General features: G+C 40.3%; 14 protein-coding genes. 12 read left to right on the forward strand and 2 right to left on the reverse strand.

The annotated features are described in order from the left end of the window. Both QZR70_RS06200 and QZR70_RS06205 read left to right on the forward strand, forming a co-directional pair. A partial coding sequence (locus QZR70_RS06200; RefSeq protein ID WP_295793861.1) for a DUF445 family protein occupies positions 1-404 on the forward strand: 404 nt, incomplete at its 5' end. Continuing rightward, the gene (locus QZR70_RS06205; protein ID WP_295793863.1) at positions 401-1714 is read left to right on the forward strand and encodes a DUF445 domain-containing protein; all 1314 of its coding nucleotides are present in this window, start codon (positions 401-403) and stop codon (positions 1712-1714) included. The genes QZR70_RS06200 and QZR70_RS06205, both read left to right, overlap by 4 nt. Before the next feature lie 67 nt (positions 1715-1781). Here the strand turns inward: QZR70_RS06205 and QZR70_RS06210 are convergent, their stop codons facing one another. After that, entirely contained in the window at positions 1782-3197 is a 1416-nt protein-coding gene (locus QZR70_RS06210) for a HAMP domain-containing sensor histidine kinase (RefSeq protein WP_295793865.1), read from the reverse strand. After that, positions 3175-3849, reverse strand: coding sequence for a response regulator transcription factor (locus QZR70_RS06215; RefSeq protein WP_005385087.1), 675 nt, complete (start codon positions 3847-3849; stop codon positions 3175-3177). The genes QZR70_RS06210 and QZR70_RS06215 overlap by 23 nt, the downstream gene beginning before the upstream one ends. 887 nt (positions 3850-4736) lie before the next feature. Between QZR70_RS06215 and QZR70_RS06220 the strand changes: the two genes are divergently transcribed. From QZR70_RS06220 to QZR70_RS06265, 10 genes are all read left to right on the forward strand, one after another. Further along, positions 4737-6455 carry an FAD-binding protein gene (locus QZR70_RS06220; protein WP_119207237.1) on the forward strand — a complete coding sequence of 573 codons (1719 nt, stop codon included), beginning with the start codon at positions 4737-4739 and terminating at the stop codon, positions 6453-6455. A 1-nt stretch (position 6456) separates the two neighbouring features. Further along, positions 6457-7419 carry a succinate dehydrogenase/fumarate reductase iron-sulfur subunit gene (locus tag QZR70_RS06225; protein ID WP_005385096.1) on the forward strand — a complete coding sequence of 321 codons (963 nt, stop codon included), beginning with the start codon at positions 6457-6459 and terminating at the stop codon, positions 7417-7419. Continuing rightward, positions 7419-8294, forward strand: coding sequence for a CoB--CoM heterodisulfide reductase iron-sulfur subunit B family protein (locus tag QZR70_RS06230; protein ID WP_005385098.1), 876 nt, complete (start codon positions 7419-7421; stop codon positions 8292-8294). Before QZR70_RS06225 ends, QZR70_RS06230 begins: the two co-directional genes overlap by 1 nt. A 368-nt stretch (positions 8295-8662) precedes the next feature. Continuing rightward, the gene (locus QZR70_RS06235; RefSeq protein ID WP_227721527.1) at positions 8663-9409 is read left to right on the forward strand and encodes a hypothetical protein; all 747 of its coding nucleotides are present in this window, start codon (positions 8663-8665) and stop codon (positions 9407-9409) included. 343 nt (positions 9410-9752) lie between these two features. After that, the gene (locus tag QZR70_RS06240; protein ID WP_009352393.1) at positions 9753-9959 is read left to right on the forward strand and encodes a DUF1659 domain-containing protein; all 207 of its coding nucleotides are present in this window, start codon (positions 9753-9755) and stop codon (positions 9957-9959) included. Positions 9960-10195: 236 nt separating this feature from the next. After that, positions 10196-10417 carry a DUF2922 domain-containing protein gene (locus QZR70_RS06245; protein WP_009352278.1) on the forward strand — a complete coding sequence of 74 codons (222 nt, stop codon included), beginning with the start codon at positions 10196-10198 and terminating at the stop codon, positions 10415-10417. Positions 10418-10578: 161 nt separating this feature from the next. Then, entirely contained in the window at positions 10579-11166 is a 588-nt protein-coding gene (locus tag QZR70_RS06250) for a DedA family protein (protein WP_295793867.1), read from the forward strand. A gap of 11 nt (positions 11167-11177) precedes the next feature. Continuing rightward, entirely contained in the window at positions 11178-12809 is a 1632-nt protein-coding gene (locus QZR70_RS06255) for a glycosyltransferase family 39 protein (protein ID WP_295793869.1), read from the forward strand. Positions 12810-13218: 409 nt separating this feature from the next. Next, complete coding sequence (locus QZR70_RS06260; protein ID WP_295793870.1) at positions 13219-14172, forward strand: ABC transporter substrate-binding protein; 954 nt, start codon at positions 13219-13221, stop codon at positions 14170-14172. A 10-nt stretch (positions 14173-14182) separates the two neighbouring features. Next, a partial coding sequence (locus QZR70_RS06265; RefSeq protein WP_295793871.1) for an ABC transporter permease occupies positions 14183-14903 on the forward strand: 721 nt, incomplete at its 3' end.

The raw sequence follows: 14903 nt of genomic DNA on the forward strand, positions 1-14903 counted from the left end.
TCATCGAAGAGCATAAGGATCAATGGATTAAGATGGTTCTCGAAGAATGGGAAGGCAAGCTCATCGATGGTGATACTGTGGACTGGAAACGTCTCATGGATATCGTTATCGGTCGCTTTAATGTGCTCGGCACAGAGATTTTGCTGAACCCAGACAAGCAAGCGCCCTTTGAACGATTCTTCTTGTTACGCAGCATTCCGTGGTTACAAAAATTAAACCCTCTCATCGATAAGGTGGTAGGGCAGGAATTATCTCGTTATTCCCCTGATGAAATCACCCAAATTGTACGAGGCAAGATGTACTATGACCTTCAAATGGTTCGTATCAATGGTTCCCTCGTAGGGGCTGTTTTAGGCGGTATATTCTACGGTTTATATCTTTTAGTAGAGGGGGTGCTCAAATGATTCAGTATTTGAAATCCCTCACCTTACGGCAACGTGCTAATGGCATTCTTGGCTTGACAGCCGTATTGTACTGTTTTGTTTTCATAGGTCAATTTTTCTATGGCCATGAAAGCTGGTATCAGCCTCTTTATTGGGCTGTGCAGTCAGCCCTTATCGGCAGTGTGGCGGACTGGTTTGCCGTAACTGCATTGTTCCGTAAGCCACTAGGTTTTCCATATCATACAGCGTTAATTCCTCGCAATAAGGATCGTCTTATCAACGGTGTTATTAAGCTCGTTGAGACAAAGATGCTCACGAAGGAACGTTGCAAAGTATTGTTGACCGATGTTCAATTTGTACCATTGTTTGAAAAATTCTTGCTATCTCCAGAAGGGCAACGAGCAGCACGCCTTGTAATCCATCAAGGGTTACATCTCTTATGGAAATCTCAAACGAACGAGGAATGGGCGCAATGGGGGGCAAAACGCATTCGTGGATTGCTTCAAAAACATTCCCTTGTACCGGTTTTGAAACACGTATTGCTCGATTTATGTGAACATAATCGCTATGAAGGCATGGTTGTACAGGTATTGAACGTAATTCAAGAACGTATCAACCATCCAGCTATGGTTACGTGGCTAACAGCAGTTGTAGCAGAAGAGGCTCATAAGAAAAAGCGGAAAGGCTTCTGGTCTGATTTCCTTATCTCCATGTCTGAAGCGACCGATGTGGTGAACTATCATGAGCTGGCACAGGCTATCGTTCAAGAGGCCTATGCGATGCTTGAAAACTGGAAGCGACCAAATAGTCCGGAACGGACTGCATGGCTTCGCCAATGGGTAGACCCAATTCGCCATATAGAAGAGAATCGCGAGGTTTGTGATGCTCTTGATGAAGCGTGGGAACGCTGGATTCGCGAACAAGATTGGGAATCTGTCATTGAGAACCATTTATGCCCTTATGTAGAGGAACTATTACTTGTAGGGGATGAAAATGGAGAAACACCAGCACAAGTCCTCGTAAATATTGCCCTTGAATTGTGGGCTGTATACGGTCAATCCGAAGATTTGAGAAATCGTATTGAAGATACATTGCATAATATTGGCATATATGTGCTTGAACAAGGCTATGACCTCATTGAAACTATCATACGCCAGGTTCTAGGCGGTCTTAGCTCAGAGAAGTTTATCTACTTCATCGAATCTAAGGTAGAGGATGACCTCAGCTGGATTCGTATCAATGGTGCCATCGTTGGTGCTGTGGCGGGTCTTGTTGTATGGATATTCCTAGAATATGTATATATGCCATTATGGCAACAATTCATAGGCTAAAAATTAAATGCTTAATAATTAAGCGCTTCATACTAAAAGGGACTGACCGTTGGTCAGTCCCTTTAGTTTATTCTTCTGTTCTGTTGTACGGTAATCGTACTGTAAATGTAGTTTTTACTTGTGGCTCGCTTGTGGCTGTTACTGTGCCGTGGTGTAAGCTAATAACTTTATTTACAAAGTATAAGCCAAGTCCAATACCGTGATTTGATTTCTTATTTCGAGATTGCTCTGTTTGGTACATGCGATCCCAAATATGCTCAAGGTTTTCTGGCTCGATACCGATGCCGTTATCTGTTACCGTAATAACAAGTTCACCGCCGGCAAGCTTGGCTGAAATGTCGATGGTGGAATTCGTAAACTTGATAGCATTGTCCACCAAGTTTGTAATGGCACGACGTAAGGACACTTCATGAGCCACGATACTCATATGCGGTTGAATATTGGAGGTGATGGAAATCTTTTTTTCTGTATTCTCTGCAACGAGTCGTGTATAGTCATGAACCATATTGGTTAACATCAATGATACATCTACAGGGGCTAAGTTGAGTTCATGCGCATTCTCTAGGCGTGCTACATCGAGCAATTGACTTACGAGGTTAGTCATAAACTTGGCTTGTTCTAAGATATGTGTTAAGCCTTCTCGTAAATCGTCCTCTGTACGGCCGTATTTTAAAGCGAATTCACTTTCTGCTTTGATAACAGCAATTGGTGTACGCAACTCATGAGATACGTCAGAACTAAACTGTTTCTCCCGATTAGAGGAGTCTTCCAGACCTGAAATCATGCGGTTAAACGTGGTGGTAAGCTCGTAGATTTCATCGCGCGCAGTACGAACAGGAATATCAATACGGCGGCTCAAGTCATTGTTCTTGCCGATAACCTTAGCTGTTTTCGTCAAGGTTCGGACCGGCTTGAGGCCTTTTTTGATGAATAGATAACCACCTAGTGATGAAATCAACAAGAAGATAACATCACCTAATAATAAACTATATAATAGATTTTCAGTCTTTTTAGACGCTGTTTTTACCTTTGTAACAGCACGCAAAATACCACGATAGTTTGGTTCGTTAACCGGCGTATCGTAGTAATAGAAGGTGTCGTCACCAACAGCAATTTCTCCAACCTGTCCTAAGGAAAGGACTGTTTGGTTTGGGAAACCGTCTGGTAAAGCACCTTTAATAATATAGCCGTCTTGGGTGGAAACAAAGAAGAATGTATTATCTTGGTACGGTTTAAATTTGCGAATATCCGTAGCCATGATCATTGCTTGCTGCTGCAAGCGCTCACGTACTTCTTTGTTGTCGGATTCGTGCGTATATGCATAAATCCATGCAGAGGCAACCATCAAAATGATGAGCAAAAAGATGGTATACCAAGACATAATTTTAAAAGTGAGGGGCAGCCGATTAAATAAATCGGTAGCTGCCCCAGACATGGTGTCTAGATCTCGGTGAGGATCATTAGTTTTCTGTTTTGAGGACATACCCTACTCCACGAACTGTTTGAATGAGTTTTACATTCTCATCAGTATCGATCTTTTTACGTAAATCTTTGATGTATACATCGATAAGATTAGAGTAGCTTTCATAGTCGTATTCCCAAACATGGTCAAGAATTTGTTGGCGGGATAATACGATGTTTTCGTTACTTGCTAAATAGAATAAGAGGTCGAATTCTTTAGCAGTCAATGTGATTGTTTCACCATCGCGTTTAACGGTACGTTGTGGCACATTGATTGTAAGCGGACCTACGTGGATATCATTTTGTGCATGGCGCGCATTACGACGAGCCAATGCATAAATACGAGCTGTTAATTCTTCAAGATCGAAAGGTTTTACAAGGTAATCGTCAGCGCCTGTGTTGAGGCCTGTAACTTTATCTTGTAAGGAATCTTTTGCAGTTAAAAGCAATACAGGTGTTGTATTGCCATCGTTGCGCATTTGTGCAAGAGCGCTAATGCCGTCAAGCACTGGCATCATAATATCCATAACGATAACGTCATAGCTAGATGTATTTACATAATCGATGGCTTGTTGACCATTGAAGCATGTATCAACTGTCATATTCTCTGCACGCAAATATTTGGCCGTAATGCCATTCAGCATTTCTTCGTCTTCTACAAGTAAAATTTTCATTCTCTGTTCTCCTTATGTATGAGTTAAAAATATAGCTCTCCAACTACATTAATATAGTCATTATATATATATATGCTTTCATTTTGGTGAAAGCCACAACACCATATAGAGTTGACTATATATATAATATTATATAACTTATTTATCTATTATCATACCTTATACAACAGGAATGAGCAAAAGATGAATGTATATGCGAGTTTATAAGCCTGTTCTTCATGTTTTGAGAGCTTGAAAACGAGGAAAACTTGAAACTTAATGAATTCTGCTAATGAATGAAGATGAACTATATCGAAGATTGCCGTATGCGCATAGATGGATAGGATTTTGCTGATTTCGGCGTATGTGAAAGAAATCACTAAAAAAACTTGTGATAATAATTATCAGAGAGTTAAATACCAATAATAGCCGTAGAAATTTGATGATTTTCGATAATTAAATTCTAGGTAGTTTTAGTAGGAATTTAACGGATATTAATTATTATGAACAGTTTGATGATCTTATAAAGTCAGTATTAATAAGACTTGTTAAAGGTCTAGCGGAAATAAAAATATACAAAAATTTCGGAACCGAACTACTTTCGTAATATCCTTAACTTCCTGTATGAAATATTCATAAATCTATTTTAAATGTTCATATGGAAACAAGAAAAATACTAAGTGAAATAAATTATCAATTAGATTAATCAAAATTAATTATGCATAATAGGGTTTAGACATCACACTAAATGCTCTCTATAATTATATGTAAAGCTATAAGAAAAGTCGCATAAGTATGGGATTTTTCTTGAAAGAAAAATGATTAGGTTATCAAAAATTTTTATAAGTTTTTGAAATGAGATAGTCTAACAAGTTTTCTTATTAATAGGTAGTTATGAGGAGGTCATTATGGAACAGTTTGATGTTCTAGTAGTAGGTAGCGGTGGTGCTGGTCAACGCGCGGCTCTTGAAGTTGGTCGTCGCAAAGGCTTAAAAGTAGCTCTTATTACTAAAATTTTCCCAACTCGCTCTGCAACAGCAATGGCGCAAGGCGGTGTAAATGCATGTTTGAATAACGTTGCAGCTGAAGATACAATCGAAACTCATACTTTCGATACAGTAAAAGGTTCTGACTATCTTGGCGACCAAGATGCGATCGAATTCTTCTGCTCTCGTTGTCCAGAAGGCGTACTTGAAATGGACCACATGGGTGCTCCATTCTCCCGTACTCAAGAAAACAAAATTGCGCAACGTAACTTCGGTGGTCAATCCTATCCACGTACTTGCTACTCTGCGGATAAAACTGGTCACGTTATTTTGCACACAACTTACGAACAATGCTTGAAAGAAGGCGTACACTTCTTACAAGAATGGTACCTTTTAGATCTTGTTAAATCTGCAGAAGGTCACGTTGGTGGCGCTGTAGTTTGGAACATGAAAGAAGGTCGTGTAGAACAAATTAAAGCAAAAGCTATTATCTTGTCTACTGGTGGTGCAGGCCGTATCTTCTGGACTCGTACTACTAACCCATTCCTTTCCACAGGCGATGGTATGGCAGCAGCGTTCCGCGCTGGTAATGCATTGAAAGATATGGAAATGATCCAATTCCATCCAACTGGTCTTGGTCGTACTGGTATCTTGATGTCCGAAGCGGTTCGTGGTGAAGGTGGTTACCTTCTTAACGCTGAAGGCGAACGTTTCATGAAAAAATATGCGCCTAACAAAATGGAATTAGCATCCCGTGACGTTGTAGCGAAAGCAATCGAAGATGAAATCGCTGCAGGTCGTGGTTTCGGTTCTGGTCTTAACGCATACGTAGTAGCTGACCTTCGTCACTTAGGACCTGAAGTTATCATCGAAAAACTTCATGGTATCCGTGACTTGGCTATGTGCTTCGAACATTGCGATCCATTGACTCAACCAGTACCTATTCGTCCTACATGTCACTATACAATGGGCGGTATCGACGTAGTAGATTACAAAACTTGTGCATGTGAATTGCCTGGTTTGTTCTCCTCCGGCGAAGCTTCTTGTATCTCCATCCATGGTGCTAACCGTTTAGGTGGTAACTCCTTGGCAGACGGCGTAGTATTCGGTAAAGTATCCGGTGCTGGTGCAGCTGACTATGCTGAAACACATGAACAAGTTAACGTAGATGCAGAATTAGCTGCAGCTGCTAAACACTGGGAAGAAAAATTCACTGAAGTAACAACTCGTGAAGGCGGTCGTCCAGTAGTTGAAATCCGCGATGCATTGGCTGATGCAATGTGGAACAAAGTAGGTATCTTCCGTAATGAAGAAGGTATTACTGAAGCATTAAAAGAAATCGACCAATTGATGGAAGATTACAAAACTTGTTATGTAGGTGACCCTGAACGTACTTACAACATGGCATTCGTAAACTATTGTGAAATCGGTTCCATGTTAACAGTAGCTAAAGCTATTGCTATGGGCGCTTTACACCGTCGTGAATCCCGTGGTGCTCATATCCGTGAAGACCATCCAAAACGTAATGATGAAAGATACTTAAAACACTCTTTGATCAAATTGGGTGCTAACGGCGAGTACGAATTGACTGAACGCGACGTAGTGTTCACTAAATACGAACCACAAGAAAGGAAGTACTAAGATGAGACAAATCACCTACCATATTCACCGTTACCAACAAGGTCGCGCGTTTGTACAGACTTTCAAATTCGACTATGAAGCTGACCGTACAATTCTTTGGGGCCTTCAAAAAATTAAAGATACTCAAGATCCAACTTTAACATTCTTGGCAGCTTGCCGTTCCGCAGTTTGCGGCGCTTGCTCCATTCGCGTAAATGGCGAAGCAATGCTTGGTTGCGAAGCTAAAATCGACGAATTAACAGAACGTTATGGTACTGATGAATTGACAATTGCACCTATCGGCAACTTCCGCGTTATCCGTGACTTAGTTGTTGACTGGGAAGCAAAAGTTGATCGTTTGAAAACAGTTGCTCCTTGGATCTTCCTTAAAGCAGAATTCAACGAAGGTGACAAAATCGTTCGCCAAACTCCAGCTGACTTCAAAAAATTCGTTGCTGGTACAGAATGTATCCTTTGTGGTTGCTGCGCATCTGAATGTAACAAATTGACTGCACGTCAAGATGACTTCTTAGAACCATATGTATTCACAAAAGCTAACCGTTTCGTATTGGATAGCCGTGATGATGCACCTATGGCTCACATTCAACCTGCATTCGACAATGGTCTTTGGAAATGCGTTCACTGCATGAACTGTATCTCCCGTTGCCCTAAACACTTAAAACCTGCTCAAGATATTTCCAACTTGCGTAAAGAAGCTACAAAAGCTGGTCTTACTAACAGCAAAGGCGTTCGCCATGCAGTTGCTTTCAAAGACGATCTCTACAAAACTGGTCGCTTGAAAGAAGTTTCTATGAGCTTGAAATCTGATGGTGTTGTAGATTCCGCTAAACAAGCATTCTATGCTTTACGTTTGTGGAAACACAGCAAAATCAATCCATTCGAACTTGTAGTACCTCAAAAACCTGTAAATGGTATTGATGGTGTTCGCAGACTTATGAAAGCAGCTGAGGAGGTAAGCAAATAATGAAATACGCATTTTTCCCAGGTTGCGTTCTTGAAAGCGCTGCCAAAGAAGACTACTTAGCAACAGTTGCTGTAGCTAAAAAATTAGGCATCGAGTTGGAAGAACTTGACGGTTGGACTTGCTGCGGCGCGTCCCACGTTCAAGACATCGCTCCAGAAATTACACTTGCTACAAATGCTCGTAACATTGCATTGGCGGAAGAAAAAGGTTTGAACCTTTTAACTGTATGTAACACTTGTACTTTGATGCTTCGTGAAGCTAAAAACGAGCTTGATAACAACGAAAAAGAAAAGAACGAAGTTAACAAAAAATTAGCTCAAATCGGTAAACAATACCGCGGTACAACTGATATTACTCATTTCTTATGGGTATTGATCCGCGATTACGGTTTGGATAAATTGAAAGCTAAAGTTGTTAAACCTTTAACTGGTTTACGTGTAGCTGAATACTATGGTTGCCATATTCTTCGCCCTCAAACTGAATTGGGCTTCGAAGATTATCAAATGCCTACATCCTTAGCAGATTTGATCTCTGCTATCGGTGCTACACCAATCGACTTCTCCCGTAAACTTGATTGCTGCGGTTTCCATGCTGTATACCCTGCACATGATTCCGTAATGCAAATGACTGGCTCCATCAACAAAGATGCAGCTACAGAAGGCGCAGATTGCGTAGTAACTCCTTGCCCACTTTGCCAAATGCAACTTGATATGTTCCAAAAAGAAGCAAAAGAAGTTGTTGGCGGTGGCAAAGATATGCCAATCTTGCACATGTCCCAATTAGTGGGTCTTGCTCTTGGCATCTCCCCTGAAGAAATGGGCATGCCTAAACGTCACTTAACTGATACTGCAGCAGTGACTAAATTCGTTGGTTAATTCGTTTGATTTAGACATGACCTCAGTTGGTCCTCGTACTGTCTTAAATCTAAACCTATTATCATAATTACCAGAAGAACCCCCTAGCTTAGGCTAGGGGGTTTTTCTTTTGATATCAGGTCATAATTGTAGTATAATAAAAACATTAATTGTATACACTTATATGAGTAACAACTAATGTGTTGTTACTTTTAATTAATTATAGAGATATATAATCTATTTGAATAAGAATGGATATGAACAAATATGAGGCTATGTGTAATGAGTGCACTTACTTAGCCTAGATGGAGAGTTTTGTATTCAATAATTTAGATTCTGTATAAATGGGAGTATTAGTGTTGTAGAGTGTTATACAAGTGGAGGCCATAATGAATGATATGTTATTAGAATATATCGATCGCATGATCGATCAAGAGAAAGACCATCGTGTTTTTCCTGTAGAGTTTAACGATAAAACCTATTATGTAAAGCAAGATATCAGTAATCGCCGCTCTAGTTGGATTAAACCATCTCCTAGAGCTGCCTTTGATTATGAGTTCTATAAAATATCCTTTATAAATACACAGCTACCTGTAGCGCCTGTCATAGCTGGATTTAGAGAGCATTATTTCGTTACAGAAGGATCTGGTAAAACATTAACCTATTATAGCGAATTGCCGGCTCAACATCCTGATGATGATAGCTTACAAGATATGGTGACTCATATCTTCTATATCTTTGGTAAAACATTGGGACAACTCCATGACTATGGTTTATCTCATGGGCGCCCTGCCATGAGAGATATTACCTATGATCCTGATACAGATAAGATTACTTTGTTAGATTGGGAAAATGGCCGTCGTTGGCCTGAATTAACAGCGCAAGGTTGGGATTTGCTGATCTTCGTTCACAGCTACTTGCGTGAAGATAATTTGCCGATTTCTTACCTATATGCCATGATGAATGGTTATAGCTCTGCTCGTACGGCTCGAGATACTGTATTACATGTGAAAGATGTTTTACGTAAACACGAATGTCTCTTTAAATTCTGTCGTATGTTAAATCCATTACACTTTGTGGATACAGAAGCAGCCGTTAAAGCCTATGACTTTATGTTGGCATTGAAAACTGAATAGTGTTGAACTTAAGCGGTTTAACATACCAGTACTATTTTTAATGGCGCTTTATAGTACTCATAGATCTTATAGACCTTTACGGTTCCTATATATAACTAGGAATTGGTAAAGGTCTTTTTGTATTTATAAGAACCTTATTGTTTTAATACTGCTAGAAGTTTAATGAAATCTATATAGTTACTTTTGAAGTTATATAGTTGGTATAAGAAGTATATAGTTACTGCCATAAGTACAGAGTTAGAGCCGTAGTTCCCAGACTTTCACAATGATTACCGTAATTATTCTAGAGGGGGTTGTCGAGAGGGAACCTCAGGAATATAAGAGGGTGAAAGGAGGTGATACGATGGCTAACATTAAACGCACAAAATTGGTATTGCGCTTTAACATCGGCACCGAAGATGCGCCGAAGTACAAAGACGTAACCTATACTCGTGTTGCAGAAGAAGCGTCCGACGATAATGTGAAAACCGTTGGTAATGCGCTGGCAGCCTTGTATGACCACAGCTTGTCCGACGTGGTCCGCGTCAATGAAGTATCCTTAGGACATTAATCAAGATGATTAAATTACTTTTGTAGGTGATCCAAACACATCCTTATTGCTGATTTTATATACCTATAAATAGTCGTAACAAGGTATAGAAATCGCAAGTCCACACATTCCCATCCTTATTGATATGAATCGTAGATAGACATATTTGATCTTAGAGGAACTATATAATTCCAACGATTGCCTCGTTCTATCTAGATTTGAGAACTTGTTTATGAAACGTGAAAGGAGGCGCCCACATGGCGGAAAAACGCGTTGTATATCTTACATTTTCTACGGTCGGTGGTAAAAGCACATCAGTCACAATTAGTGCTCCTCGTGCTGGAATTACTTTACAAGATGCTAAAACAGCGGCTAACGCGCTAGTAGCTAACAAAGTAATTCTTGGTTCTGGTGATGCAGAACTAGCTGCATTTACTACGGCTCGTGAAGTAACAACTCAAACTACTGAATTGCAATAATCGTATACAGTTAAATAGTAAAAAGGCTTTCACCTGTGGTGAGGGCCTTTTTATTATGGTAAAATATAAGGTATACCGAATAGGTATGATAACAATGAAAATGCTATGTGCAAAATTTTGTACATATGGAACCCATATGGGAATTTAAAAGGGGTAAAACAGTGGAATATATTATTTCGTTCATGGAAACGTATGGCTATGCAGCCATGTTTATTGCAATGGTTCTGGAAAATGCCAACATTCCTATTCCTAGTGAAATCGTTCTTGGCTTTGCAGGGTATCTAATCGCTCAAGGCATATTTGATCTACATACGACTATGGTTGTAGGTATTTTAGCAGGGATTGTGGGCTCTATTTTATCCTACTGGATGGGTGAGTACGGTGGACGTCCACTCCTTTTGAAATACGGTAAATACATATTCTTTAATGAACATAAATTTGAGCTAGCTGAAAAGATGTTTAATAAATATGGTGGGGCTGCGGTATTCTTTGGCCGTTTGTTGCCAGGTGTTCGTACATTTATTTCCTTCCCAGCTGGCATGGCTCGCTACCCTATGTGGCATTTTGTCATTTGGACAGTACTCGGTACGATTCCTTGGACTATCCTTCTCGTTTATTTAGGCAAAGTGCTCGGTGAAAATTGGAAGGATCTAATCCAATACAATCATGAGTTCTTGATTATTATGGTTGTTGTATTCGTTATTATAGCGGCTGTGTTGGGCTTTAAATACTATCGCAATCGCCGATAAGGAGGCCCTTTATGAAACTTTCACGATTAACACCAGTCGTATTCATTGTATGGCTCGTTTTTTATTTGTTTGGCAATAATATGTTGCCTGTTACCGATCCTGTTGAATCCAACTATGCGTTAACTGCTAAAGAAATGGTTCTCTCTGGGGATTGGTTGTCGCCGCAAATTTATGGTACCTATTGGTACGATAAACCAATTATGATTTATTGGCTCATCGCTCTTGGATTTAAAATCTTTGGTATCGCCGATTGGGTAGTTCGTTTACCAAGTGCTATCTTTGGCGCGTTGTCAGTGGCAACAATGTATCAATCGATGCGTACTATGAGCGGTAAGTGGGCCCTTGGCTTAATAGGGGCCTCTGTACTCGGCACCTCTCTCATGTTCTGGACCGTAGCTCATGGCGTTATTACGGACATGGTACTATTGTATACGACGATCATGGTTATGATCTATTCCTATAAGGGGATGGTGGAACAGAAACCGTATGCTATGATTGTGGCCTATATCTTTGCGGCCCTTGGGGTGCTTACAAAGGGGCCTGTTGCGCTAGTATTGCCGGGGATGATTTTGCTCGTCTTTGCCGGCATTAATCGCTCTTGGTCTATGGTGAAAGCTATCTTTGACTGGCGTGGCATCCTTGCCTTTTGCGTAGTCTGCTTACCGTGGTATGTGTATATGTACAGCGTTCACGGTCAAGACTTCATCAATGGCTTCTTAGGGCTTCACAATGTAACACGGGCCACACAGTCTGAACATCCTGAAGATAATGTGTGGTGGTATTACATTGCTATCTTCCTAGGTGCATCTATGCCGTGGACCGGTGCCGTTATTTACGGTATTATCGATGGCTTTAAACAACGACATACAGGTTTTATCTATAATATGACTTGGGGCGTAGGCATACTTTTATTTTATACCTTAATGGCTACAAAATATCCTTTATATACATTTGTGAGCTTAGTTCCATTTAGTGCTATTGGCGCTATGGGTGTCATGAAGATTATACGCAAAGGTAAATCGAGAGCTATAAAATGGGTTATTATGGGGCCTACCTTACTCTTGTGGATTGCTTACGTGGTGGGCTCATTCTTCGCACCGTGGGGCTTTTATTTCTTGCTCTATGTTGTGGTGGCTGTAGCCGTACTCCTTTTATTCCCCGCATGGTATACGAAAAAGGGGTATCGCCTTGTTAGTATCATTGTCCTTGGCACGATGGTTATTTCCTCTATCGTTGTGGTGGAAGGGCTAGAACCATTTGTTAAACAGCGGAGTAATATAGAAGTAGTGCCGGTAGTAGACTCTTATGATGGCGATATCTATTACTATAACGGTTACAGTACAGCTGCTGTATACTATACAGGTCATAAGATTATTAAGATCAATGGTGATGAAAGCCGTTGGGATGATCGGGATAAATTAAAGAAACGCAGTGCTGAATGGTCCAAGAAATACCTTATGGAACAAGTTAACGAAGAGGAGTTTAATAAGATTATCGCATCTGGTAAACCTGTGATGTTAATCGTTCCAAAAGGGGAGATTAAGCACTTCCGTCAATCTTCTATTTATCCAAATGTATCTGAATCTAGCGAAGCAGGTACATCTGAGGTATATGTATTAAATAAAAAGACTTTGTTCAAGTAAATATATACATATGCGATATCAGTAAATATAGAGTATAACTAAATATATATGAAATAACTAAATAGAATGTGTGAATAGACACATATAGAAACAGGCAGTATCTGATGGATACTGCCTGTTTTGTATTTCGTGAGTATCTTTTGTTTGCTTTGCCCCTAGCCACTAGCTACTATACTTATTGTTATATGTGTAGTAGACCGCCTATATTGATACTTTTCGCACCTAAATAATAATACCTATAATATTACTGTGTTTTATTGACAGAATTAATACATATTGTTATAGTAGGGTATAAACAAGTTTGGAAACGAGGTGTTCTAAAACCATATTTCATCTAGGTTTTAGAAATGTGCGAAAAATGACATGTGTCAAAAACGCCCCTTGTTATGAGGTGGAAAGAGGGGAAGTTATGAAGAAGACTTGGTATCTAATCATTGCAGTGGTCCTTTTGGTTATCGGTGGTATAGTATATGGCTATCATGAGCACCATAAACCAAAAACGACCCAAGAATTAAAAACTGTACGCGTAGCCTATTTACCAATTACTCATGCATTACCAGTATTTGCTACAAAAGAACTGGAAACGGCAGATGGTCCTGTTCATGTAGAGCTTGTTAAATATGGGTCTTGGCCAGAGCTTATGGATGCGTTAAATACCGGCAAGGTAGATGCTGCAGCTGTTCTTGTTGAACTTGCTGTAAAGGCTCGTGAACAAGGCATTGATGTGCGCGCAGCTGCACTGGGTCATACAGAGGGTAACATTATCATCGTAAATAAGGATATTAACTCTGTCCGAGACTTAAAAGGCAAATCCTTTGCTATTCCGCATAAACAATCAACTCAAAAAATTCTCGTGGATTGCATGCTTGAGAATGCTGGTCTAAGTGAAAAGGATGTGCAAGTCGTTGAAATGAGTCCTCCTGAAATGCCATCAGCGTTAGCGGTAGGACAAATTGCTGGGTATAGTGTAGCTGAACCATTTGGGTCTCTTGCATTAGAAATGGGAAATGGTAAGGTCTTTGAAGATCCTGACCACCTCTGGCATGACAATATTTGCTGTGCCCTTGTGTTTAATGGTAAATTCGTCGATGAACACCACGATTTGGCGAAAGCTTTCACAAAGGCCTATCTCGATGCAGGTACATATTTAGATGAGCATCCAGAGGCACAAAAGGAGATTTCCTTAAAATACATGAAGTTTAAGGACCCTGTTATTGAACGTTCCTTGCAAGTTATCGGTTTTAAAGATTTAGCCCTTACAGAGGACCGTTATAATGCGCTCGTGCATCACATGACACATATTGATTTAATCAAAAACGTGCCGAGCTATTCAGAGTTTGTAGATCAAACATTGTTACCATAGGAGGGGGACCATGAAGAAATATACATATGTGCCGGGCGCATTTATTGCAGCGTGGCTGATTTGGGAATTAATCGTTCGCCTCGGCGGATTTAACGAAGCGTTATTACCAACGCCATATAAGGTATTGCTTGGCTTTGGAGAACTCATTGGAGATGGTGTTCTCTTTAAGGACATTGCAGATAGTTTAGTACGCTTCTTTATTGGCTATATCATTTCTGTTGTAGCTGGTGTCTTCCTCGGCCTAATCTTGGGCTGGTACAAAGGGATTTGGAACTACATCAATCCTATCGTTCAAGTCATTCGACCAATTTCTCCAGTGGCTTGGTTGCCATTTATCGTTCTATTCTTCGGTATCGGTCAAGCACCGGCTATCGTAATCATCTTTATTGCAGCGTTCTTCCCTGTGCTATTGTCCACAGTGTCTGCCATCCAAAATATCGACCCTGTATATATCAAGGTAGCGCGCAACTTTGGCATTAAACAACCTGAATTGTTATTTAAAATTGTGTTGCCTGCTGTATTCCCTGGCATTGCATCTGGTCTTCACATCGCCCTTGGTACAGCGTGGATCTTCCTTGTAACAGGCGAAATGGTAGGCTCTCAAACGGGCCTTGGCTTCCTCATCATCGATATGAGAAATAACTTGCGTAACGACCTATTGATGGTAGCCATCTTGACCATCGGTTTCGTTGGGCTTTTACTCGATTGGGGCGTATCTCTCATCGAAAAAT

The sequence above is a fragment of the uncultured Veillonella sp. genome (assembly GCF_900545205.1).
Lineage (GTDB): Bacteria > Bacillota > Negativicutes > Veillonellales > Veillonellaceae > Veillonella.

Bases quoted from the DNA above. Each gene is read 5' to 3' on its own strand.
- QZR70_RS06205 (WP_295793863.1), top strand. From the start codon at position 401: ATGATTCAGTATTTGAAATCCCTCACCTTACGGCAACGTGCTAATGGC.
- QZR70_RS06210 (WP_295793865.1), bottom strand. From the start codon at position 3,197: ATGTCCTCAAAACAGAAAACTAATGATCCTCACCGAGATCTAGACACC.
- QZR70_RS06215 (WP_005385087.1), bottom strand. From the start codon at position 3,849: ATGAAAATTTTACTTGTAGAAGACGAAGAAATGCTGAATGGCATTACG.
- QZR70_RS06220 (WP_119207237.1), top strand. From the start codon at position 4,737: ATGGAACAGTTTGATGTTCTAGTAGTAGGTAGCGGTGGTGCTGGTCAA.
- QZR70_RS06225 (WP_005385096.1), top strand. From the start codon at position 6,457: ATGAGACAAATCACCTACCATATTCACCGTTACCAACAAGGTCGCGCG.
- QZR70_RS06230 (WP_005385098.1), top strand. From the start codon at position 7,419: ATGAAATACGCATTTTTCCCAGGTTGCGTTCTTGAAAGCGCTGCCAAA.
- QZR70_RS06235 (WP_227721527.1), top strand. From the start codon at position 8,663: ATGAATGATATGTTATTAGAATATATCGATCGCATGATCGATCAAGAG.
- QZR70_RS06240 (WP_009352393.1), top strand. From the start codon at position 9,753: ATGGCTAACATTAAACGCACAAAATTGGTATTGCGCTTTAACATCGGC.
- QZR70_RS06245 (WP_009352278.1), top strand. From the start codon at position 10,196: ATGGCGGAAAAACGCGTTGTATATCTTACATTTTCTACGGTCGGTGGT.
- QZR70_RS06255 (WP_295793869.1), top strand. From the start codon at position 11,178: ATGAAACTTTCACGATTAACACCAGTCGTATTCATTGTATGGCTCGTT.
- QZR70_RS06260 (WP_295793870.1), top strand. From the start codon at position 13,219: ATGAAGAAGACTTGGTATCTAATCATTGCAGTGGTCCTTTTGGTTATC.